The organism is Methylobacterium sp. SyP6R, assembly GCF_019216885.1.
Taxonomy (GTDB): Bacteria; Pseudomonadota; Alphaproteobacteria; order Rhizobiales; family Beijerinckiaceae; genus Methylobacterium.
In genome coordinates, this window is the sequence record NZ_JAAQRC020000002.1 from 462,401 (window position 1) to 486,328 (window position 23,928).

At 68.5% G+C, this 23,928-nt stretch carries 16 protein-coding genes and 1 pseudogene; 7 read left to right on the plus strand and 10 right to left on the minus strand.

The genetic code is table 11. The annotated features are described in order from the left end of the window. Positions 1–4: 4 nt before the first annotated feature. From HBB12_RS31445 to repA, 4 genes are all read right to left on the minus strand, one after another. Entirely contained in the window at positions 5–1,627 is a 1,623-nt protein-coding gene (locus HBB12_RS31445) for a tyrosinase family protein (protein ID WP_236993021.1), read from the minus strand. Positions 1,628–1,659: 32 nt separating this feature from the next. Beyond that, a complete protein-coding gene (locus HBB12_RS31450) occupies positions 1,660–2,376 on the minus strand; it encodes a DJ-1/PfpI family protein (protein WP_236993022.1) in 717 nt (238 codons plus the stop codon). A 939-nt stretch (positions 2,377–3,315) separates the two neighbouring features. Continuing rightward, positions 3,316–4,335, minus strand: coding sequence for a plasmid partitioning protein RepB (gene repB / locus HBB12_RS31455; RefSeq protein WP_236993023.1), 1,020 nt, complete (start codon positions 4,333–4,335; stop codon positions 3,316–3,318). After that, the gene (gene repA, locus HBB12_RS31460; protein WP_442919386.1) at positions 4,332–5,558 is read right to left on the minus strand and encodes a plasmid partitioning protein RepA; all 1,227 of its coding nucleotides are present in this window, start codon (positions 5,556–5,558) and stop codon (positions 4,332–4,334) included. Before repA ends, repB begins: the two co-directional genes overlap by 4 nt. 1,107 nt (positions 5,559–6,665) lie before the next feature. Between repA and HBB12_RS31465 the strand changes: the two genes are divergently transcribed. The 3 genes from HBB12_RS31465 (at position 6,666) to HBB12_RS31475 (ending at position 10,727) form a co-directional block, all read left to right on the plus strand. Further along, entirely contained in the window at positions 6,666–7,886 is a 1,221-nt protein-coding gene (locus HBB12_RS31465; protein WP_236993024.1) for a replication initiator protein A, read from the plus strand. 1,000 nt (positions 7,887–8,886) lie between these two features. Then, positions 8,887–10,170: an NAD(P)/FAD-dependent oxidoreductase gene (locus tag HBB12_RS31470; RefSeq protein WP_236993025.1), complete on the plus strand. Its 1,284-nt coding sequence runs from the start codon at positions 8,887–8,889 to the stop codon at positions 10,168–10,170. 134 nt (positions 10,171–10,304) lie between these two features. Continuing rightward, positions 10,305–10,727, plus strand: a complete 423-nt coding sequence (locus HBB12_RS31475; RefSeq protein ID WP_236993026.1) for a group III truncated hemoglobin — start codon at positions 10,305–10,307, stop codon at positions 10,725–10,727. Between the two features lie 189 nt (positions 10,728–10,916). Here HBB12_RS31475 and HBB12_RS31480 read toward each other — a convergent pair whose 3' ends face one another. From HBB12_RS31480 to HBB12_RS31490, 3 genes are all read right to left on the minus strand, one after another. Next, a complete protein-coding gene (locus HBB12_RS31480) occupies positions 10,917–12,050 on the minus strand; it encodes an HPP family protein (RefSeq protein WP_236993517.1) in 1,134 nt (377 codons plus the stop codon). Positions 12,051–12,516: 466 nt separating this feature from the next. After that, on the minus strand, positions 12,517–13,305 hold the full coding sequence (locus tag HBB12_RS31485; protein ID WP_236993518.1) for a crotonase/enoyl-CoA hydratase family protein: 789 nt from the start codon (positions 13,303–13,305) through the stop codon (positions 12,517–12,519). 652 nt (positions 13,306–13,957) lie between these two features. After that, on the minus strand, positions 13,958–14,212 hold the full coding sequence (locus HBB12_RS31490; RefSeq protein WP_236993027.1) for a hypothetical protein: 255 nt from the start codon (positions 14,210–14,212) through the stop codon (positions 13,958–13,960). Between the two features lie 29 nt (positions 14,213–14,241). Between HBB12_RS31490 and HBB12_RS31495 the strand changes: the two genes are divergently transcribed. The 3 genes and pseudogenes from HBB12_RS31495 to HBB12_RS31510 form a co-directional block, all read left to right on the plus strand. After that, positions 14,242–16,686 carry an arylsulfatase gene (locus HBB12_RS31495; protein ID WP_442919399.1) on the plus strand — a complete coding sequence of 815 codons (2,445 nt, stop codon included), beginning with the start codon at positions 14,242–14,244 and terminating at the stop codon, positions 16,684–16,686. Between the two features lie 511 nt (positions 16,687–17,197). After that, positions 17,198–18,166, plus strand: a complete 969-nt coding sequence (locus tag HBB12_RS31500; RefSeq protein ID WP_236993029.1) for a SphA family protein — start codon at positions 17,198–17,200, stop codon at positions 18,164–18,166. A 140-nt stretch (positions 18,167–18,306) separates the two neighbouring features. Then, positions 18,307–18,879, plus strand: a pseudogene (locus HBB12_RS31510) (MFS transporter); the annotation flags it as partial. 62 nt (positions 18,880–18,941) lie between these two features. On the opposite strand, the gene HBB12_RS31515 reads toward HBB12_RS31510, so the two are convergent. After that, positions 18,942–19,877 (minus strand): acetamidase/formamidase family protein, encoded by a 936-nt coding sequence (locus HBB12_RS31515; protein ID WP_236993030.1) that lies wholly within the window; start codon positions 19,875–19,877, stop codon positions 18,942–18,944. A 139-nt stretch (positions 19,878–20,016) separates the two neighbouring features. Between HBB12_RS31515 and HBB12_RS31520 the strand changes: the two genes are divergently transcribed. Further along, entirely contained in the window at positions 20,017–21,441 is a 1,425-nt protein-coding gene (locus HBB12_RS31520; RefSeq protein ID WP_236993031.1) for an amidohydrolase family protein, read from the plus strand. 215 nt (positions 21,442–21,656) lie between these two features. Here HBB12_RS31520 and HBB12_RS31525 read toward each other — a convergent pair whose 3' ends face one another. Next, a complete protein-coding gene (locus HBB12_RS31525) occupies positions 21,657–23,171 on the minus strand; it encodes an ABC transporter ATP-binding protein (RefSeq protein WP_236993032.1) in 1,515 nt (504 codons plus the stop codon). Next, positions 23,171–23,887: a biuret amidohydrolase gene (gene biuH, locus HBB12_RS31530; protein WP_236993033.1), complete on the minus strand. Its 717-nt coding sequence runs from the start codon at positions 23,885–23,887 to the stop codon at positions 23,171–23,173. Before biuH ends, HBB12_RS31525 begins: the two co-directional genes overlap by 1 nt. Positions 23,888–23,928: the final 41 nt, after the last annotated feature.

Consider the following 23,928-nt stretch of genomic DNA (forward strand, 5'->3'; position numbering starts at 1 on the left):
CATGCTAGAGCGGCCCGATGGCGACGGACTTGAGAACGTTGGGTGCGTTCCTCCCGCCATCCGCGGGCACGACCCGCACCACCACGTCCGCCGGCCTCTCGCCCGCACCCGCAGGCCTGGTGCCCGCCTTCGCCCGATCGGCCAGAACGGGATTCGTCGGCGGCAGGGCGATCGCGAAGGTCGTCTCGTGGCCGCCATGCCCATGCGCCATGGCCGGACCGAAGAACCCGATCGTGCCGGCGGGGTTCGCATCGCTCCCCGCAGCGTCGCCGAGCAGCACACGGAACTGCCTGACATCCGAGCCGGCCGCCGCGCGATCGAGCGTGATCAGCGCCACGATCGGCCGCGCGGTCTCGGCCGCGGCCCCCGGTCGCCGCAGGGCCGCAGCCGGCAGGCTGAGGGACGCGGCATTGCCGGTCGCACGGGCGGTCGTCAGCGTCGGCGCCGCGGGGACGGGCGCCGCGATCGTCGATCCGATCAGTTCCTCGCCGTAGCCCGCGCGGTCGTACTCGTAGTTGAAGCGGTCGGTCGAGAGATAGTCGCCGGCCTTGCCGTCGAGGACCGCCTTTTCGTCCGCATCGACGAAGAACAGGAACGGCTCCTTCGAAAGAAGATCGAGGTCCTTCCCTTCCGGGAGATACGGCTGCTTGAACGATTGCTGCTTGCGGACCCAGACGTCCCAGAGGCGGTCCATGTTGGCGTGATGCAGGAAGAAGATCGGATCGACCGGCGAGAGGAAGTTCGTCATGTTGCCGTACGGCCCCGGATCGAAAGGCCCGACCCCGCCGATGCAATTGTGGACGAGGTTGTGCGGCTGCCCTTCGAGAACCGAGAAAGCCGGCTTCTCGGCGGGTGGGGCGGTATGGGACGGGCTCTTCGAGCTGGTGAAGCTGAGCGAGACGGTCGGGTCGTTGAAGTGCGGTGCGAGCAATCCGGCAAGCACGGTGTACTTGGACACGGCGGTTGTGGCGCCCGCGTCAAGACCCGGCTTGTCGCGGGAGAGGTACCGGGCGCGGGACGTGGCCGCGAAGGCCTCGTTCCCCGGATCGTACTTGCCCTTCCCGTCGATGCCCGTCACGTCGCTCCAGGCATTGCCGAGAGTCTTGTAGCCGCGCGCGGCGAGTTGCTGTTGCTGGGCCGGCGTGAGGCCGCCCCAGTAGCGCTCGAAGCCGGGCTTGAAATACGCCGTGAAGATGTCGAGCGTCTTCGTATACGGCTCGAACGCGGCATCGGTCGGCGTCAGCCCGGGGCCGAACATGCCATCCGGGATCTTGGGCTCCTGCGTCCAGTCCCAGTAGGGAAGCGCGAAGTCCGGATCGCCGCTGAGCTTGCGGATCGTCTGCTCGAAATAACCGATATAGCCGCGATGCCAGACGTAGAACCACCAATTGCCGTGCGGACAATCCATGAGATGGACGAACGCGTTGCGGAACCAGTTGTGGGGATGGTCGGCCGGCAGCTTCAGCATCGCCTGGACGCCCTTGGCGTAGCTCGCCAGCGCCTTCTGCCCCTCCGGCGTGGTGACGAGGCATCTCTTGTACCGCGCCGCCGCCCTGGCCCGTCCGATCGGCGGGGCGATGCTGGCCGCCAGGGCCGTGCCCACGAACGCGCGCCGTGTGAACCGCATGTGCGTCTCCGTCTCTCTTGATGGTCCGGCGATCAGGCTTGCGCCCGCTGCGGGTAGTCGATCGGCATCTGCGGGTCGCGGTGCCAGTCGTACTCGGCCGAGGCGACGGCATTCTCGGCCACGGCGCGGCCGGCGAGCCGCGACACGAGGTAGAAGCCGAGATCGATCCCCGCCGAGACGCCGGCGGACGTCGCGTAGCGGCCCGCATCGACCCAGCGCGAGACGCTGTCCCAGAGGACGGCCGGCCCGTGCTGCGCCACCCAGGCGAAGCTGGCATGGTTGGTGGTGGCGGGATGGCCGTCGAGCAGCCCGGCGCGGGCGAGCACCGCGGCGCCGGTGCAGACCGACGCCATGAGCTTCACCCGTTCGTCCATCCGGCGGACCCAGTCGAGCAAAGCCGCCACGCCCTCGGGGTCGGTCGTTTCGTCGAGGAGGGGCCAGGTTCCGCCGCCGCCCGGGATCATGAGGACGTCCAGCGGCTCGGCCAGCGCCTCGGCCAGCGCCTCGGCCATGTCCCAATCCGGCATGACGGCGGGGCCGTTGATGCTCCGCACCGGCTCGCGCCGATGCCCGATCAGCTTGACCGAGAACGGATAGGGCGGCGGGCTGTCGTAACCGGTTCCGACGAACCGGGCGATCGTGAACGCCTCCGCGAACCCGAACACGTCGATCGGCTCGAAGTTGTCGTAGACGAGAATCCCGACCCGCTGCGTGGGCGGAAAGGCACCATGGGCTAAGGGCGTCGTCACGGCATCCTCCGACGAGGTTCATCGATGACTGCGCATCGACTGGAAATTATTCGTGGATTTTCAGAACCGCGGCAAAATCTTCAGCGAAGACAAGAGGATGCAAATAATGCATCTTCAAAGCACACCATCAGATCGACGATCTTCGATGCTGTGAGATGATTGACCTCGAAGGCATCGACCCGATGCGTGTCTACTGCGCTCGAATCAATTACACCCTGAGGTGGGTGATTGCAATTTCAGATCAGAAAAAATCTCGATGGCCGGCTCAGGACTCGCTCGTCCGGATTGCAAAGGACGAACAATTCGTCTTGCCAGCTGCGAAGATCGTGCATCGAAGCGGCCATGAAATATCGTCCACGTCGAAGCATCGGGCAATCGATCTCACAATTTGGCGGTACAGTCGAACATTCTTTGCTTTCGCCGAAATCGGCTCGCCGGCATCGCAAGTCTTCGTGGCTGCGCGCACGGGAGCGTTCATCATCATACTATGCCCCGTCGAAAGCCGTCTGCGCCGACGGTCCGCTTCCCGATCGGCTCCTTCATTTCGCGGTGCAGACGGGTCCCTCGAAGCCCCCTCCCCCGCCACCGCAGGTCCACCCCCCGTCCCTGACGACGAACTCGTTGTAAAAAAGCGATGTCCTCCTTGGGGGAGGAGAGCTGCGCTATCCCCGAAGGGGGAAGCGCTCGCACCGAGATGCGTGAATGCGACCACCTCGCTACGGAGGTCGTTCTCGGCTGTCGGCGGGCGAAGGACGTCCGTGCGTCAGAACGACGTCAGACGGACCGGATCATAGGCCGGCGGCGGCACGACGGGAGCGTCGTCGCTCCTCTCACACGATTCTCCGCTGATCACTTCGCGATGCGGAAATCGGCTTCGCTCAGGCGTGTGAAGCGAAGCTTCACCGTCGCGGGCTCGTGATACACCACCGGGACCGGCGCTCACGCGCCGGCCTTGAACTCCGCATACAGGTCGCGCAGGCGGGTCAGCACGAACTCGGCGAAGTCCGGCGACTTGCGCCGGTCGATGGTGAGCGAGACGCGGTCCTCGTCCTGCGTTACCTTCGCCAGCGTCTCGCCGTTCGCCGTGGACCAGCTCTCCGCCTTGGCCCGGACCGGCGGCGGCTTCGTCGCGGCGATGACCTGCTTGAACCGGGCCTCGCTCTCGAGCGCGGCGAAGGCCGGATCGGCGATCGCCCTACGGATCGCATCCGCCCGCCCCTCCTCCGCCATCAGGCCGACCAGATCGAGCCAGGCCCGCCGGCCGATGCCGGGCGCCGGACCGATGGCGTGGATGATCTCCTCGGGGATCCTGGTGGCGACCGAGAGCATGTTCGACAGGTCGCTCTTGTAGATCGACATCGCCGCCATGATCGTCGCGCGGGTGAAGCCGCGCCGCTCCAGGCGATGCGCGAACAGCGCCTTCTCGATGTAGGAGAGATCCTCGCGCTCGTGGTTCTCCTGTCCCTGCGCGACGACCAGCTGCTCGTCCGTCAGCTCGCGGACCACGGCCCGCACCGGGAGGCCGAGCGCCGTCACCGCCCGCAGCCGGCGGTGGCCGAAGGCGACCTGGTAGCGGCCAGGCGCCTCCGGATGGGGCCGGACCAGGATCGGGTTGAGCTGGCCGTGGTCGCGGATTTTTTCGGCCAGGCTCGCCAGCGCCTGCTCGGAGACCGGCATGCGGTCTGAGACGAAGGACGGGTCGACGAGGTCCGTGTCGATCGCGACGATGACCTGGCCTTCGGTCAGCTTCTTCTCGATCTCCTCGGCACGCTTGGCGCGCTCGCTGACCTCGCCGAGCGACTGGCTGATGGCGCCCACGGGCTTGGCGGCCGTGTCCGCGATGAGGTCGGGCGAGCCGAGGATGGGCCGCGCCCGCACGCGGGCGACCGCGGGGGCCGGGACCTCGGGGGCTTGAGACTCGCGATTGCCGATCGCGCCGAACAGCGCCTTCCTGCTCAAACCGCCCTCCCCCAGGCTTTCTTGATCTGGGCCTCGATCTCGGTGTTCACGTTGGTCACCGCTTCCACGGCGCGGTCGTAGGTCGAGCGGGTGAATTGCTGCCGCTCGACCTCGAAGATGGTCTGGTTGGTGAGGCCCGCATCCGAGATCGCCGTGCTCTTCAGCATCGGGTGAATCAGGACGTGCTCGCCGAAGATCGAGCGCAGGAACGCCACCATCTGGTTCTGCGGCCCGTCCCCCGGCTCGAACCGGGTGATCAGGTACTTCATCCAGTCGTAGGAGGTGGAGGCCCCGTGCCGCGACACCTCGTCGAGCAGATCGCCGGTCATCTGGAGGAACTGGCTCATCGACATCACGTCCAGCATCTGGGGATGGACGGTGATCAGCACCGCGGTCGCGGCGGTCAGCGCCGAGAGCGTCAGGTATCCGAGCTGCGGCGGGCAATCGATCACGACGACGTCGTAGAGGTTCTGCGCCTGCCCGATCGCCTGGCCGATCCGGGCGAAGAACAGGGTGTCGCCGGAGCGGCGCTGGAGCAGGGCCTTCGGGGTATCGTGCTCGAACTCCATCAGTTCGAGATTGGCCGGGACGATGTGCAGGCCGGGAATGTAGGTGCCCCGGACGATCTCGGCGATCGGGCGGCGCTGGTCGTCGTAGCGGATCGCGCCGTACAGCGTCTCGTTCGGCCCGACATGGGTCTCGGGCTGGTGCCCGAACAGGGCCGAGAGGCTGGCCTGCGGATCGAGATCGATGGCGAGCACCCGGTAGCCGTGTAGCGCAAGGTGCTGGGCGAGATGCGCCGCGGTCGTCGTCTTGCCGGAACCGCCCTTGAAGTTCATCACCGTGACGACCTGCAGGTGCTCGCCCGGGCCGCGATGCGGCAGGTAGCGGCGGTTCCCGCGCGTGCCCTGGTCCAGGCGCTTGCGCAGCTCGTGGATATCCTCGACCGAGTAGCTGCGGCGGCCGTTCTTCACCAGAGGCGTGATCCCGTTCTCCTCGGTGGCGACCTGCCGGAGGTAGGATTCGTGGATCCCGAGCAGCCGGGCGGCTTCCGCCGGGCTGAACGGCCGGATGGTCTTCTCGGCTTCCGGCGGGAAGATGTTGCGGTGGTGGGCCTGCAGCTGGGCGGAGAGCTCGGCGCCGTGACGCTGCACCAGCTCTTTCAGCTCGGAAGGAGGCGCCGCCCCGGGCATGGCCGCCGCATTCGCCGTCTCCGCACTCATCTCGTCGTCCGTGGCCAGAATCGCATTTATCGGCAGAATCGATGAAACTGCGCGGCTGGCAGGGTAGAAGCGATTCCGGGCGATATTCAAGCGGTATCTCGCCGGTAATTCGACGATCCGGTTCGGGCGGTGCGCGCGTGTTAGCCGCGGCTAACGCGGGTCGCTTCCCGGCTTCGCGGAGCCACCGGGCGAGCAACCGGGGCGGGTCAGGGCGCGGAGGAGCGTCGAGCGCGATCACCCGGCCGACGGAATGCGCGCTGCTCGTCGTCGCCTTCACCTTCACGACACGCGCTTGCAGGGATGGCCGAGGACATGTGTTAGCCGCGGCTAACGCCTGCCGGATGGCGAAGCGACGGGGGGCTTCGGTAACCGGGAGCCACAACGCCGCGATGCGTCGCAAGCCTGCACGTCACGACCTTCCTCCGCCATGGGGCAGGTCGTCTCGGGGAAGGACGAGGCACGGATTCTGCCTGCCAGACCAGCCCTGCACCATGTGGGGAAGAATGCCGCAGCGTGCCCGTCCGCGCGTGGGGGCGGACCCAGAGCGGCGCCCGATCGCTCCTGCGGTTGCCGGCCGACGGCCGGGCCATGCGCCGACAGGGTCTGCTCAAGCGCCGTGCCGGCTTGGCCGACGTCCGGACCTGCGGCGCATCATACCATGAACAACGTTCCGGCTCGGATAGGCCGTCATGCCGGGCGCCTGGGAGGGGCGGCCGGTGCGCGTGATGAGAATGCGGCCACCGTCGGTCTCGCCCATGCGGCATCGATTATCCTTTGCTTAACGATATGCCGACCGCCCCGATATCGTCCCGCCGGTCGGTGGCGCTCCCGCTCCGAACCGCACCGCCGGATCGTGGCGGCCTTCCTGCGGGGTCGGTCCCGCGTCGTCACGCCGTGCTCGCGCCTCACCGGATACTTTGCGGCGATGGGCGATCGAATCGCCGTCGCGCCGTCCGGGCCGGGAAGGGAGGCCTGAAGGGGAGTCGTCCGCCAACCGATCGCCGTGCGGTGTCCGGACGGCCGAAGCCACCGGCCCGCACGACACCGCGAATCTGGAGACGAATGCGCAAGGTGGTACTGTGCTATGGTAGCGCTTGAGGAACTGGTATGCCGATGGCGAAGCTGCATCTCAAGACGCGCGAGGAGTTCGCCCAACTCTCGCTCCACGAGAAGAACGAGTACCTGCAAGGCGTCGCGCAGCAGGTCGCGCACTTACGCGGGGACGAGTTCACCCGCCTGTCGAAGGATGGCCTCAGCCGCATCCGGCGCTTCTACAGCCGACGCTCCTTCGCGGACCTGAAGCTCGCGGAGTTCGGCGAGGAGGAGCCGCTCCGAAAATCCCTCACGGTCCTGGCGGAGGCGATCCGCTCCGAGGAGGTCGCCAAGATCGTCGAGCACGAGGTGGTGAGGCCCCCGCGCGCCCTCGTCCGGCCGCCGCCGATCGACGACGCCCAGCTGGCCTTCTTCGTGCCGACCGTCCACGACGCGCCGATCAAGGACGACATGAACCTGATGGACATCGCGCCCTTCGCCCTGTCGAAGACGACGGGGGAGGGGGTGATCCGGTACGAATTGAAGGATTCCGTCATCACCGTCGAGGGCGGCGCCGAGGTCGGGCTCGCCACGGCTTACGACTACGACATCGTCATCAACATGATCTCGCATCTGGCGGAGCAGACGCGCCAGTACCGGATCGACGATTCCAAGGGGTTGCGTCCGTCCCTGCCGCCCCGGACCTACCGGCCCGCCGCCTCGGAGATCCTGAAATTCTGCCGGCGTGAGCTCGGCGGCAAGCAGTACGAGGATCTCGAGCGCGCACTCGATCGCCTGCAGGCGACCCGCATCAAGATCACCAACCTGTCGAGCGACAAGGCCAAGACGCGCCGCCGCGAGACCGAGGCGTTTCCGCTGATCGGCCGCTACAAGGTCGTGTCCCGGACCAGCGCCGACCGTATCGACCAGGTCGAGATCGACATTCCGGACTGGGTCTACGAGGGCGTCGTCAAGCCCGACGGCAAGCCGTCGATCCTGACCCTGAACCCGGACTACTTCCTGATCACGCGGCCGATCGCCAAGTTCCTCTACCGCCTCGCCCGCAAGGCGGCCGGGCAGACGGAAGCCCGCTACGGCATGACCGAACTCCACAAGCGGAGCGGCTCGAAGCTGCCCAAGCACAAATTCCGTCAGGCGATCAAGGAGATCGTCGAGGCGGCGGTGCCGCTGCCCGATTACGACCTCAGCATCATCGACGGCGAGCGCGAGCCGGTGCTGCGGATGGTGAACCGGTCCAATGACAAATCCGCCGTACATGAGTCCGGCAATCCGTGACAAAACCGGGCAGGGGAGGGGGCTGCCAAAACCCCCGTATTTCGATCCGCCCGGCTTTGCCAAAAAGCGAGACGGCCTAGAAGCGAATCGGTGACCCCGGATTTTGGCGGGCGCCGTACATCGGTCCGGCCCGATCATGACAAAAACGGCCCCTGTGGACGGCTGTGGATAAGCCGAATCCTGGCGTACATCACTCCGGGACGCGCCGTACATCGATCTGTCGACGGCGTAGATCGATCCGGCAGCGCCGTACTTGGGACTCCGGCAACCGGAAATTTACCTTAACGATCATCGCTTTAGGGCGTGGTCAGGCACCTAAAACTTAGAATCAAAACTAGAGAAACAGATTCTTGAAACGCCTTCGGCTGACAAAAATCATTCGATTCCGAGGAAGAAGAGGGAGAGGCGTATTTCGGTCCGCTCACGCCTCGATTCGCACAAGCACGGTTTTCGTGCCAGTCGAGAGAGGCAGAACAGCGACTCACCTCCACCGACCACAGGCCCTGAACCGGTCCGTATCCTCCGATGTCGAAGGCCGATGCACAGTCGCGGCGACCGAAGCGTCGGCGCTCCGCCGATTTGCCGCCGCATGATGCTCCGGCCGGCGGCCCGTGCCGGATCGTCCCGTCGAGGATTGCGCCGTGCGCCATGGTCCGCGGTCCCGCCATTCCGGCGTCCTCGCGATTCTCACAGGCCGGGTCGCTCGGAACCGCCGCCACCGGCTCGGACTTCTCGATTCCGAATCGCAACCGTGCCGCAGACCGGTTGCGATTCGGAATCGAGGCGGGCTCGAATGTCTCCCGCGATGTGGCGGCGGGTGGCAGGGGAGGGACTTCACATCGTCGAGGCAAGCCACGAATCTCGGCCCGTGCGACACGGGCCGCGTGCGACATGGGCTGGGTTCGATGGGGCGCCCCCCGCCGCACAAGACAGGTGCGCCGCGCGCCGGTATCGCTCGCGCCGTGCCGATTCCGGTCCGCCCTATCGCGAGTGACGATCCATGAGAGATGATCCGCGCAGCCACGGCCTCTGGGAGCTTTCGGCTCCCCCGGCTCCGCCGACGCAGCCACTCGAGGGTCGGATCGCGGTCGATGTGGCGATCGTCGGCGGCGGGTTCACGGGCCTGTCCGCCGCTCTCCACCTCGCGGAAGGGAGGACGAGCGTTGCGATTCTCGAAGGCGTCGAGATCGGATTCGGCGGGTCGGGCCGGAATGTCGGGCTCGTCAATGCCGGGATGTGGGTCATGCCCGACGACCTGCCGGGCGAACTCGGCGATCGCTACGGCTCAGCCCTCCTCGACCTGCTCGGCGCAGCACCCGCCGCGGTGTTCGATCTCGTCGAGCGGCACGGCATCGCCTGCGAGCCCGAGCGCCGGGGAACGCTGCATTGCGCGGTGGGCAAGAAGGGCCTCGCCGAGTTGCAGGAGCGCGCCCGCCAGTGGCAGGCCCGCGGCGCGCCGGTCCGGCTGCTCGACGCGGAGGAGACCGCGGCCAAGGTCGGCACCCGCGCCTATGCGGGCGCGCTGCTCGATGCGCGAGCCGGCACCATCCAGCCGCTCGCCTATGCCCGCGGCCTCGCAGGCGCTGCGATCAAGGCCGGGGCCCGGATCCACACCGGCAGCCCGGTCGTCGCCGTCATCGATGCGGGCACGCATTGGCGGCTCGACACCCCGCACGGCCGCGTCGAGGCCGCCCAGGTGATCGTGGCGACCAACGCCTATACCAGCGCGGTCTGGCCGGAGATCCGGACGGAACTCGTCCATCTGCCGTATTTCAACATGGCGACCGCACCGTTGAGCGACAACTTGCGCCGCTCGATCCTGCCCGAGCGCCAGGGCGCCTGGGATACCCGCGAGGTGCTGAGCTCGTTCCGGTTCGACCAGGCGGGCCGGCTCGTCTTCGGCAGCGTCGGCGCCTTACGCGGGACGGGCCTGCCCATCCACCGCGGCTGGGGCCGGCGGGCCCTCGCCAGGCTGTTTCCGCAACTCGCGGGCGTATCCTTCGAGACCGAGTGGTACGGAGAGATCGGCATGACGGTGAACAACCTGCCGCGCTTCCACCGCCTTGGCCGGAACGTCGTCTCGTTCAGCGGCTACAACGGCAGGGGCATCGCGCCCGGCACGGTCTTCGGCCGCTGCCTCGCCCAACTCGTCGCCGGCGCGATCGGTGAGGACGCGTTGCCGCTCCCGGTCACCGATCCGGTCGCGGCGCCCCGGCGGCGGCTGAAGGAGGCCTTCTACGAGGCCGGGGCCCAGCTCGCGCACCTGACCGATGCGCGTTTCTGATTGCCCTGCCGTCTCGGTCGCCACCGGAGTTAGCCGCGGTTAACAGCCATGCGGCACCGACGCACGAAGCGGAATGGTGCAAAGGCGATCCGCCAGCCCTTGCACGGGCCCGCACCGGTCGGCATCCAACGGGAATGGCTCGGATGATTCTGGACGAGAGCAGCCTCGCCCCCTTCCTGGCAGCCTTCTACGCGCGCGTCCGCAGCGACCCGCTCGTCGGGCCGGTCTTCGCCGCCGCGATTCCGGAGGCCGAGTGGCCCCGGCACATGGCGACGATCGAGGCATTCTGGTCGTCGGTCCTGTTCAAGACGGGCCGCTACAAGGGCAATCCGTTCGGCCGGCACCAGGCGCTCGGCGCCTTGAGACCGGAGCACTTTGCGCGGTGGCTCGCCCTGTTCCGGGAGACGGCCGCCTCGTGCTTCGCCCCGGACGAGGCGGAGGCCCTGCAGGCGCGGGCCGAGCGGATCGGCGCGAGCCTTCAGGCCGGCCTGTTCTTCCGCCCCGGCGACACCGGTGCGGTCCCTACCGCTTGCCGAGCAGGTAGACCTGCCAGGTGATCATCATGCTCGCCACCATGAGGGCGGCGTGCAGGAGGGTGAGGACCTGGGGGGCATCGGGCATGGATATCGTCCCTGCGGGCGGGCCGTTCGTGGGCCGCTACCCCCATGCAACGATCGGGCCCTCGCCAGGCGGATGACGGCCGGTACCGGGACCTGCGCGCGCTTCCTCGCTTCGGCGTCGCCCGCTCACGAGGGCAGCAGGGCCTGCGCGGTGGCGGCACGGGCCAGGGTCGCCAGCATGTCGGTCTGCGTCACGATCCCGAGCACGCGGCGATCCGGCCCGGTCACGACGACGGCGTGGGTGCGGCCGTCGGTGAGGACCGGAACCAGGGCCGCCGCGGGCTCGTCCGGCCCGGCGGTCCTGGCGGCCGAGAGCGCCTGTGCGATGTCGCCCGCGGCCTGCAGCGTCACCTCGCGCAGCCCGACCGTGCCGACGAGCCGGTCCCTCTCGTCCACGACCGGCAGCGTGCGGACGTCGTGCTTGAACAGCAGCTCCCGTGCCCGGGCGGCCGGCTCGTGCAGCCCGATCGTGACGACGTCGCGGGACATGATGTCGGCGCATGTCACGGTGCCGCGGGACCGGACGAGCGCCTTGTGCTCGACCTCGCGCAGCAGCCGGTCGAGGTCGGCGCGGTCGATGTCGAGGGACTCGTTGAGAGTGAGCAAAGCCGCGTCGATGTCCTCGGCATGGAATCCGACGCGCAAGGCGGCGGGCAGGTCCGCCGTGTCGTGGGCATTGGCCGGTACCGCGGCCGGGACATGGGGATACTGGCGGCGGGCCAGCCGGTGAAACACGATGCCGAGGCCGACCAGGATAAGCGAGTTGAGGCCGACGGGGACGAACGGGAACAGGAACCCGGACGAGGTCACCGCCGGGCCGCCGATCAGCGCGGTCAGCGCCGCGGCGCCGCCGGGCGGGTGAAGGCAGCGGGTGAGCGACATGACCGCGATGGCGAGGGAGACGCCGACGCCGATCGCCGCCACCGGATCGGGAATGACGTGGGCGGCGGTCACCCCGATCAGGGCCGAGAGCGTGTTGCCGCCGATGATCGACCAGGGCTGGGCCAGCGGACTGGCGGGGACGGCGAAGAGCAGCACGGCGCTCGCCCCCATGGGCGCGACGATCATCGGGATGTGCGGCCCCTGGCCGACGATCCAGCCGCTGATCAGGCCGGTGAGCGCGATGCCGATGAGGGCGCCCAGGCAGGCGAGCAGGCGCTCGCGTAAGCTCGCGCCCGGGAGTATGGGCGTCGACAGCCGTCCTGCCCATGTCCTGCCGCCCGCACGCAGCGGCCGGACGATCCGTGACAGGCGCGACATCCCCCACATGCGGGCTGGATCCTTGGACGAGCGGAGCGTGACGGGGCCGACGGAAGAGCGCCGACGGCGCGTAGCTCTAAGCGCCACGCTCGCGCTTGCAAAGATTCGGGGCACCGTGCTCGCCATGACGGCAGCCGATGGCTGCACGTCTCCACGCCACCCGCGGAAGCGAGGAAGGATCGGACCCGTGCCGGGTATGGCGGAGACCCGCGTGACGAACGCCCGGTCGCCCCGGCCGACCCCCGGCGGGCAGGGGAGTAGCTAGAGCGCTTCACGATCGCGTTGCGATCGCGAAGCTCTCCAGGTCTCCGGCCTCGTCGCATTCTCTTTCGACGAACCGGCATCCACTTCGTCGGACAATGATCTAAGCAGATTTCGCAAAAGTGGCGGCCGGTTTTGCGACAAAAATCTGCGATAATTCAACAACCTAAGCGGACGAAGCGTTGGCCTGCCAACGCAAGTCTGCTTAGCCCTTCGACCTCCGCGCCAGGGCGCGGGCGAGCGCGTCCCGGTGTTCCGCGCTGGTATGCGCGATCGCCTGCGCCGTGGCCGAGAGCTGGAGCAGGGTCGGCAGGGTGGTGGAGCGTCCTTCGCGCAGGAGGCGCTTCGTCGCCCGGACCGCCTGGGGCGGGTTGACGGCGATGCGCGCGGCGAGCGCGCGGCTCGCCGTCATCAGCTCGGCCCCCGGCACCACCTGCGAGACCAGCCCGCAGGCCAGGGCCTCCGCGGCCGAGATCGCGTCGCCGGTCAGCGCCATCTCGCAGGCCTTCGACCAGCCGACGATCCGCGGCAGGAGCCAGGCGCCGCCGTCGCCCGGGATGATGCCGATCTTGACGAAGCTCTCGGCGAAGCGTGCCGTGTCGGCGGCGATGCGCAGGTCGCACAGGCAGGCGAGGTCGGTGCCCGCGCCGATCGCCGGGCCGTTGACGGCGGCGATCACCGGCACGTCCAGCGCCTCGAAGGCCAGCGGGATGCGCTGGATGCCCTGCGTGTAATAGGCGATCGTGGCGTGGGGGTCGCGGGCACGCGCGTCCAGGGCGTCCTGCATCGCCCGCAGGTCGCCGCCGGACGAGAACGCGCTGCCGGCCCCGGTCAGGATCGCCACCCGGACCGACGGGTCGGCGCCGAGCCGCCCGAGCGCCGCCACGAGGCCGTCGACCACGTCGCGCTCGGAGATCGGGTTGCGCGTCTCCGGCCGGTTGAGCGTCAGGGTGACGATGCCGCCATCCTGCTCGTAGAGCACCGCATCGGTCATGGGAAATCTCCGATCATCTATGCCCGAGCCCGCGGGCGATGCGACGAGGAGCCGGAACGGCGACAGGAATCGCTCCGGCCCGCTGCGCTTACGCGCGAGCTCGCCGGTGACCTGTACCCCGTCCTCGCCCTGGCGCCCGAGGAGCGCGTCCTCGGGACGGGGGACGTCCTCGAACACCACCTCGTCGAAATGGTGCTCGCCGGCGCCGTTGCCGACTGGCCGAATCGATGTCCGTCCGGATGTCCATCATGTCCGCGTCCCTGCAGCCGGGCGGGTGCCGCCGTTCGTGGAGCGGGCCGCCGCGACCCTGGGCAGCGACGAGCCGAAGGCGAAAGCCGGACACCATCGCCGGGACCCGCCGCCGCCTCGACGGCATGCCGCTCGCGATCACGATCGCGTCGGCGGTCCTATGATACCAACGGTCGTTGAAAACGACCTTTGGTTCCGTTCTCGAATTTTCTCGCCGAGACTTTGGCTTGGTGTCGGAAATTCGAGATGGATCAACGGCCCCGTCGATCTCGGGCCTGCCTGGGATCGAATCGATGCGTCAGCATCTTGGGCCGTTGCCATGATTCCAGCGCTCGCCCGTCGACGAGACCGGCCCCAAGCGGCGGAAGCATGCGAACTTGCACAGGGATGGAGTCCCGATCGATCAAGCGGCGCCTGCAAAACCACCGATGATCGGACGGCCGCGCCCATCGATCGCCGTCGCGGTGTTCCACCGCCGGACCCGTGGCGGCTGCAACCCCCGCGTCGACGGGATCGTCCCGATCGACGACATCGAGGACCCTCCGACGTGCGGAAAGCCGAGCCGAGCGTGCGAGCCCCCTGCGTCGAGCGAGATCGGGATCGACAGCTCGCCCGTCCCGGTCGCCGGGGTCGCGCCGGATCCGAAGAACTCCAGCATGCTTCCAGGGGAGGCCTGTCATGAGACCGATGCTGCGCCATGCGGCCGGTGTGTCGTCCCTGTCGCTGATGCTGGCCATCGGGATCGGTCCCGTCTCCGCGCAGGCGCCGTCGCGACCGAACGCCGTCGTGCTCCCCACCGACCGCACGGTGCTGCCGATCCCGGAGCCCCGCATTCCGCACAGCACCGTCTTCGACGTCCGCAACGCGACGCCGCCGCCCCGCTTCGAGGTCAAGGCGCCCGCGCAGGCGCCGAACGTCCTCATCGTGCTGATCGACGACATGGGCTTCGGCCAGTCGAGAGCCTTCGGCGGCCCGATCGCCATGCCCACCGTGGAGGCGCTCGCAGCCGGGGGATTGCGCTACAACCAGTTCCACACGACGGCCCTGTGCTCGCCGACGCGGGCCGCCCTGCTCACGGGGCGCAATCATCACACCAACAACATGGGCTCGATCACCGAGACCGCGACCGCGTTCCCCGGCCAGACCGGGCAGCGCCCCAACGGCGTCGCGCCGCTCGCCGAGATGCTGCGCCTGAACGGGTACAGCACGGCCGCGTTCGGCAAGTCGCACGAGACCGCGGCCTGGGAGGTCAGCCCCTCCGGCCCGACCGACCGATGGCCCACCCGCTCCGGATTCGACAAGTTCTACGGCTTCATCGGCGGCGAGACGAACCAGTGGGCCCCGCGGCTCTACGACGGGATGAACCAGGTCGAGCCGCCGCGCGATCCGAACTATCATTTCATGGCCGACATGACCGACCAGGCCATCGCCTGGATGAACTATCAGAAGTCGCTGACGCCCGATAAACCGTTCTTCATCTACTTCGCCCCGGGCGCCACCCACGCCCCCCATCAGGTGCCGAAGGAGTGGATTGCGAAGTACAAGGGGAAGTTCGACCGGGGCTGGGATGCGTTGCGAGAAGAGACGCTCGCGCACCAGATCGCCATGGGCATCGTTCCCGCGGGAACGACGCTCGCGCCGAAGCCCGAGGCGATCAAGGACTGGGCCGCCTTGAGCGACGATGAAAAGAAGCTCTTTTCCCGCCAGATGGAAGTGTTCGCCGGATTCGGCGAATATGCCGACACGGAAACCGGCCGACTGGTCGAGGCGATCAGGGCGGCCGGCCAGCTCGACAATACCCTGGTCTTCTACATCGTCGGGGACAACGGCGCGAGCGCCGAGGGCGGGATGAACGGCCTGTTCAACGAGATGACCTACTTCAATGGCGTGCCCGAGAAGACGGGGGACATCCTCAAGCATTATGACGAGCTCGGCAGCCCGACGACCTACGGTCATTACGCTGCGGGCTGGGCGGTCGCGGGCGACACGCCGTTCACCTGGACCAAGCAGATCGCCTCGAGCTACGGCGGGACCCGCAACGGGATGGTGGTCCACTGGCCCAAGGGCATCGCGGCACGCGGCGAAGTGCGGTCGCAGTGGCACCACGTCATCGATATCGCGCCCACCGTGCTGGAAGCGGCCGGGCTGCCCGAGCCGACAAGCGTGAACGGAACGGCCCAGATTCCGATTGCAGGGACCAGCCTCGTCTACACCTTCGCGGATCCGGGCGCCCGCGATCGGCACACGATCCAGTATTTCGAGATCTTCGGCAACCGCGCCATCTACCGGGACGGCTGGCTCGCCGGCACGGTCCACCGGGCGGCCTGGGAATACACGCCGCGCCGATCGCTCGAGACCGATGTCTGGGAATTGTACGACACCCGCTCCGACTTCAGCCTCGCGCATGACAGAGCGGCGGCCGATCCGGCCAAGCTCAAGGAGTTGCAGGGCGTGTTCCTGGAGGAGGCGGTCAAGTATTCCGTGCTTCCCCTCGACGATCGCACCCTGGAGCGCCTGACCGCGTCCCTGGTCGGACGGCCCGACCTGATGGCCGGCCGTACCTCCCTGACCGTTCACGCGGGCATGACCGGGATGTCGGAGCACGCCTTCATCAACGTGAAGAATCGTTCCCACTCGATCACGGCCGACCTGGACGTTCCTGCCGGCGGCGCGAGCGGTGCCATCCTGGCCCAGGCGGGGCGCTTCGGAGGCTGGAGCCTCTACCTCGACGACGGCAGGCCGACCTACACCTACAACTGGCTCGGCCTTGAGCGTTACACGATCGCCGCCGATGAACCCCTGCCTCCCGGAAAAGCGAGCTTGCGCTTCGATTTCGCGTATGACGGCGGCGGCCCCGGAAAGGGCGGTACGGGCACCCTCTCGGTCAATGGGCGAAACGTCGCCACGGGACGCATCGCGCAGACCCAGTGCTGCGCCTTCTCGGCCGACGAGGGCGCGGATGTCGGCGCCGATGAGGGCACGCCGGTGACAGAGGCCTACCGGGTGCCGTTCACCTTCACGGGCAGGATCGACAAGGTCACGATCGCGCTGAAGGACATCGAGAAGGCCGAACAGGACGACGCCGAGCGCGCCCGCGAAACCGGGGCCTTGAAGAAAGGCTTGGCTGATTAGATCGCGAAGGAAGCCGGGCTGTCGATCGCGGTTCGCTTATGAGGCAGAACGAAGATACGGAGGATGATCGATTCTCCAGGGAGACGTGCAGCAGACCGGACCTCGCCGACTGATACGAAATCTGGACGATCACTTCCGGATTTCGTATCATCAGCCCGCGCGGTGAAGCCGTAGGCTTCACACGCCTGAGCGAAGCCGCTTTCCGCATCGCGAAGCGATCAATCGGAAAGCGTATGAGACGATTTCTGTGCGGTCGGCGCAGGGAGCGGTGCCGACGAGCGGGCTTTATCCAGACAAGGCCGCCCGCGCCTTTTCGCTGACGTCGTTGCCGATCTGCATCACGTATCGAAACCAATCATCGAAATTTTCAAATGATACGACGTGAGCGAATAGCCTGGTTTTACTGTCTTTCCCTCGTCAAATTCTCGCTCATGCACCATGGGAGGGGGACGTGGGAATGCAAGCTGGAGCCCGGTCGAGACACTGGATCGTCGCCGCCATTCTGGCACCGATGAGCCTCGCGGCGACGGAGGCCGCCCGCGCCGCCGAATCGGCGCAGGGCGTGTACGTGCTGGGCAATCGCGGGCCGCTCGCCGGCGTGACCCCACCGCCAGGGTTCTACGTCGGAAGCCAGACGTATTATTACTCGGGAAACCTCGGGGGCAACCGCACCTTTCAGAGCGGCGGCGTCGCTGCCGCGAACGTCAAGCTCGATTTCAGCGCGGACTTCGTGACGCCGGTCTGGGTGACGCCGGCCGAGATCCTCGGCGGGAACCTCGGCCTCTCTATCACCCTCCCGTTCGGCACGCCGAATGTCGGCGCCGGGGCCGTTCTGTCCTCGCCGCGCATCGACCGCATCGTTGCCGGGCGCGAGCACGATGCCAATGTCAACGTGGGAGACATCTATCTCACCTCGTTCGTGGGGTGGCATTCCGGCAACCTCCATTGGAGCGCCACGCTGCTCGGCGTCGTGCCGTCCGGCTCCTACCAGCCCGGCCAGTTGTCCAACGTCGCGCTCAACCGTCCGGCCCTCGATCTCAGCGGCGCCCTGACCTATCTCGATCCGGTGCTCGGCTACGAACTCTCGGTGGTACCGGGGATCACCTTCAACTGGGTCAACCCGGCGACCCAGTATCTCACCGGAACCGAGTTCCACCTCGAGTGGTCGGCGTCGAAATACCTGAGCAAGGAGCTGTCTTTGGGGGTCGTGGGCTATTTCTACGATCAGCTCACGGGCGACAGCGGCGCGGGGAACCGCATCGGTCCGTTCAAGGGCCGGGTGACGGCGCTGGGCGGCCAGGTCGGCTACACGTTCAAGGTAGGCGACATCCCGGTTTCGACGAATGTCAGGTTCTTCCGGGAGTTCGACGTCCAGAACCGGTTCACCGGTACGGCGGCCTACCTGACGATATCGGCGCCGCTCTGGGTCGCCCCGTCGAAGCCGGCTGCCGAAAAGAAGCCCGCGATCACGAAAATTTAGGTTACTTCACGAGACTTTGGCCGTGCAGGCCCCGTGGGTCGGGCGCGCCGCGCAGGCCTCGCGCCCGCGCAGCGTCGACCGGGGGAGGGGGCAGGACCATGCGGACGCGCCTGCCCCCCTAGTCGACGCTCAGGCTCTTCGACGCGGCCGGCCGGCATCTGAGCTTCGCGCATGCGGCGGCCGAGTTGAACGTGACGCCCAGCGCGGCGAGCCACGCCATCCTCGCCCTCTGCCACATGCCGGTCGGCCTCGGCGCGACGGCCCTGGCGGTGATCGGCCTGTTCAACATGGTCGGCAGATGGGCCTGCGGCTGGCTCGGCGGCCGTTTCCGGCCGCGGCACGTGCTCGGCTGGCTCTGCGTGGTCCGGGGCGTCGCGACCGGCCTCTTCGTCGTCGCGCCGAAATCCGACACCGTCGTCGTCGCGGCGATCATGGGCCTCACCTGGCTCGACACCATCCCGCTGACGAGCGGGCTCGTCGCGCGGGTCTTCGGGGTCCGTCATCTCGGCACGCTGTTCGGCATGGTCTTCCTGAGCCACCGGATCGGATCGTTCCTCGGGGCGTGGCTCGGCGGCGTCTTGCTGGACGTCACCGGCTCCTACGACGCGCTGTGGGCGGCCACCGCCCTCGCGGGGCTGCTGGCCGCACCGCTCCACTTTCCGATCGACGATCGGCCGGTTTCCGCCCGCCGGCTCCTCGCCGGGCACGCCTGACGGACGCCGCTCCCGGCGCGCGGAACGAGCCCGACCGGCCGTCCCGGAAAGAGTTCGGTGCGTCACCGCACCAGGTATTCCTTGCGCAGCATGCAATGCACGCCCTTGTGCTGGTTGACCGTCTGCGTCACCCGCAGGTCGGCGGCGATGCTGCAGAGCGCATAGGCCTCGTCGCGGGTGATGCCCGTGCGGGCGACCACGAGATCGATCATCTCCCGCAAGGCCCGCTCGGCGCAGCGGTCGAGGTCGGGATCGAGACCCATCGTGACGACGTGGTCCGGCGTCTCGGCCCGGGGGGTGGTGAGCCGCAGATCGCGGCGTATATGGAACTCGAAGGTGCCGGTGAGCGCCGTCTCGATCGCCGTGACGTTGACCTCGCCGTCGCCCTGCGCCCCATGCCCGTCGCCGCAGGAGAACAGGGCGCCCTCGACGAAGACCGGCAGGAAGAGCGTCGAGCCGGCGGTGAGCTCCTTGTTGTCGAGGTTGCCGCCGAAGGCGCGCGGGATGATCGAGGTGCAGCGGCCCCATTCCGGTGGCGGGGCCACCGCCATCACTCCGAAGAACGGCGACAGCGGGATGTCGAGACCCCAGGGCATCCGGGCGGTCAGGCGATTCCGGTCGAGGGGGATGTTCATCTGGTGCAAGACGGGAAAATCGTCCGGCAGGGTCCCGGCGAGCGGCCGGTGGCGGTTGAAGCCCCAATCCTGGCGTAAACCGACGTCGAGGATCCGCACTTCCAGCACGTCGCCGGCCTGCGCGCCCTCGATCGCCACCGGACCGGTCAGGATGTGGCCTTGCGGGATGCCGGTCTCGGCGGCGTGGATCGCCAAGAGCTCCGGCGGCACGTGGAAGCCCGCTGGGGGCAGGGCGTCGGGGCCGCCGGAGACCGTCTCGATCGTGACCCGCTCGCCGCTGCGGATCGTGAGGACCGGCGGCACGGCCGCGTCGAGGTAGCCCCAGCGGCAGGTCTCGGGCGAGGCGGTCAGGCGATGCGTCATGCGGAAAAATCCGGGATCGGCGGGAGGCCGCAGCATCGCCCGGCGCCGGGGCTGCGTCGAGACCGTCGGCTGCGCCTTCCCGGCGCCGGGACCCGCGCGTATCCTCGCCGCCGTCAGGACTTGGGGAGACGTAAAGCCAGTGCGCCAGCTTGCGGCCCGACACGGTTTCGACGCGCAGGGCGCGGTCCGGGACCTCGCGCTCACGATCGAGGACGGGCGGATTGCCGCGATCGGCCCCGCTGCGGTGGCGGACGACCTCGTCGTGCTGCCGGCGCTCGCCAATGCCCACGACCATGCCCGCCCGCTGCGACCGAGCTCGGTCGGCGGCTTCAACAAGCCACTCGAGACCTGGCTGCACCGGCTCGCGCTCCTCGCGCCGGTCGATCCCTATCTGGCGACGCTGGCGCCGCTCGCGCGCGCGGCGCTCGGCGGCCAGGGCGCGGTGATGATCCACCAGGTGCGTCCGGTCGGGCTGACCGACTACCCGACCGAAGTGGAGGCGATGGCGCGCGCCGCCCGCGACGTCGGTGTGCGCATCGCGCTGGGCATCGGCCTGCGCGACCGCAACCCCCTGGTCTACGGCGACCACGGGCCGGTGCTGGACGCCCTCGACCCCGAGGCGCGGGCGGAGATCGAGGCGCGCTTCCTCGCCCCCATGCTGCCGCTCGCCGAGCAGCTCGCCCGCGTCGAGGCGGTCGCCGCCTCGGTCGGTGGCCCGATGGTCGACGTGCAATACGCCCCGAACGGGCCGCAATGGGGCTCGGACGCGCTCTGGGAGGCGGTCGCCGAGGCCTCCGCCCGCACCGGGCGCCGGGTCACGACGCATCTCTTCGAGACCCGGTACCAGCGCGACTGGGCCGACCGGACCTATCCCGGCGGCCTCGTGCGGCGCTGGCGCGAGATCGGGCTGCTCTCGCCGCGGCTGACCCTCGCCCATTGCGTCCATGCCCGGCCGGACGAACTGGAGATGATCGCCGAGGCCGGCTGCATCATCGCCGTCAACACCTCGTCCAACCTCGCGCTCCGCTCCGGGATCGCGCCGGTCGCCGAGATGGTGCGCCGCGGCTGCCGGGTCGCGCTCGGCCTCGACGGCCAGGCCTTCGACGAGGACGACGACGCCTTGCGCGAATTGCGCCTGCTGTGGTCGCTCCATGGCGGCTGGGGCTTCGACGGCGAGGTCTCCCCCCGCCAGGCCCTGGCGATGGCGCTCGAGACCGGCCGCGCCGCGATCGGCGCGCCCGAGGGCGGGCGGATCGCCGTGGGGGCTCCCGCCGACCTCCTGGTGCTCGACCGCGCGGCGCTCGACGAGGACGCCCTGGCCGAGGTCGATCCCCTCGACCTGCTCTTCGCCCGCGCCACGAAAAGCCACGTGCGCGAGCTGATCGTCGCCGGGCGCACGGTCGTGCGGGACGGGGTCGTGCTCGGCGTCGATCTCGATGCGGCGCACCGGGCCTTGCGCGACGCGTGCCGGGCGGCGATGCCCGGACGCGCCGGCCTGTGGCGGGCGATGCCGGGCTTCGAGGCGGCGGTGGCCGGGTATTACCGTCGTGTCGGGTGTTGCTGAGGGGTTGTTTCGAGCATTTCTCTCGACTGGAGGCTTGGTACGAGCAGTGTTGTCTCACCCTCTCACTTCATCCTGAGGTGTTGGCCGATCTTCGATGAACTGACACCTCAGGATGAGGTGGTTGGATAGGATTGTCGGATTATTTTTCAAAAATCTGATTGAATATTGTTTTTCGCCGCCGACTTGAGTAAAAATCCTACTTGATGAGCGTCATGTCAGTGATGCCCGGCCATATGCTGCCCGATCACCCCGATCTCGGCCCCCGCCGCCTCGGTCTCGTAGACGAGGCGGCCCTCCGACATCACCACGATCCGGTCCGACAATTCGAGGATCTCGTCGAGATCCTCGCTGATCAGCAGCACCGCCGCCCCGCCGTTGCGGGCTGCCACGATCTGCGAGCGGATGTCCGACACCGCGGCGAAGTCGAGGCCGAAGCACGGATTGACCACGATCAGGAGATCGACCGGGTCGGTCAGCTCCCGGGCCAGCACCGCGCGCTGCACGTTGCCGCCCGACAGCGTGGCGATCGGCGCCTCGGCGGAGGCGGTCTTGACCCCGAACCGGGCGATCAGGTCGCGGGCGCGCCGGCGCATCGCGCCCTTGTCGAGCCAGAGGCCGGTGCGCCCGTCGTCGCGCCGGTCGAAGGCGCGAAAGCCGATATTCTCGGTCACCGACATCTGCGGCGCGCAGGCGTTGCGCAGGGGCTCCTCGGGGATGAACCGGACCTTTCGGCTCCGGCTCTCGGCCCGGGTTCCCGCGTAAGGCGCGCCCGCCACCGCGACGCGGCCGCCGGTGGCGCGGAGCTGGCCGCCGAGCACGTCGGCCAGCTCCTTCTGGCCGTTGCCGGAGACGCCCGCGATCCCGACGATCTCCCGGGCCCGCACGCGTAAGTCGTCGATCGCGATGCGGCGCAGGCCCGACGCATCGGTGGCGGTGACGCTGTCGAGCTGCAGTACGGTGCGGTCCGGATCCGGCGCGCCTGACCGGGCGGCGACCGTGCGGACCCGGCGCTCGCCCATCATCATCGCCGCCATGTCGTCGCGCGAGACCGCACCGACCGCGCCGCCGCCGGCGAGTTGCCCGCGGCGCAGCACGCTGAAGGAGCGGGCGAAGGTCTCGACCTCGCGGAACTTGTGGCTGATCATCAGCACCGTCAGCCGCCCGGCATCGGTCATGCCGCGCAGCAGGCCCAGCACCTCCTCGGCCTCGCCCGGCGTCAGCACCGAGGTCGGCTCGTCGAGGATCAGGAACCGGGCTTTCAAGTAGAGCTGCTTGACGATCTCGAGCTTCTGCTTCTCGCCCGCCGAGAGCGTGGCGACCGGCCGGTCGAGGTCGAGGCGGAACGGCATCCCGGCCATGAAGGCTGCGAGCGCCGCCCGCTCCCGGCCCCAGTCGATGAGGCGCGGCACGTCGGCCCGGGCGATCACCAGGTTCTCGGCCCCGGTGAGCGAGGGCACCAGGGTGAAATGCTGGTAGACCATGCCGAGGCCCTGGGCCTGGGCTGCCTTCGGGCCGTCGATCGCGACCTCGCGGTTGTCGATCAGCAGGCTGCCGCTGGTCGGGGCGTAGAAGCCCATCACGCATTTCACCAGGGTCGACTTGCCGGCCCCGTTCTCGCCCAGCAGCGCGTGGAAGCCGCCGGCCTCGATCTTGATCGACACGTCGTCGAGGGCCGCGAAGGCGCCGAAGCGCTTCGTCATGCCGATCGTCTCGACCGCGAGGGCGCCCATCAGCGAAACGCCTCCAGAATCGCCGCCGAGGAGGCGACGGCGCCGAACACGCCGCCCTGCATCGTCACCATCTTCAGCGCCGCCGCGTGGTTGCCCGGATCGGTCGCCGCGGTCGCGTCCGAGACGATGACGCATTCGAAGCCGCGGTCGTTGGCCTCGCGCATCGTGGTGTGGACGCAGACGTCGGTGGTGATCCCGGTCAGGATCAGGTTGCGGATGCCCAGCCGGTTCAGGATCAGTTCGAGGTCGGTGGCGCAGAACGAGCCCTTGCCGGGCTTGTCGATGACCGGCTCGCCGGGGAGCGGCGCCAGTTCCGGGATGATCTCCCAGCCGGGCTCCCCCCGCACCAGCACCCGGCCGCAGGGGCCGGGATCGCCGATGCCGGCACCGATCCGGCGCGAGCGCCAGCGCTTGTTCGCCGGCAGGTCGGCGAGGTCAGGCCGGTGGCCCTCCCGGGTGTGGATGACAGTGTAGCCCGTCTCCCGCGCGGCCGCGAGCAGCCGGCCGATCGGCCCGATCGGGGCGCGGGTCAGGCCGAGATCGTACCCCATGGCATCGACATAGCCGCCCTTGCCGCAGAAATCGGTCTGCATGTCGATGATGACGAGGGCGGTGTTGCTGGCTGAGAGGCTGCCGTCGAAGGGCCAGGGATAGGGCTCGGCGGCGACGAAGGTGCCGGTGGAGGGGGCTTCCGCGCTGTCCGTGGCGATGCTCATGCGGCCTCCGCGATCTTGGTGCCGGGACGATTTTGCAGTAA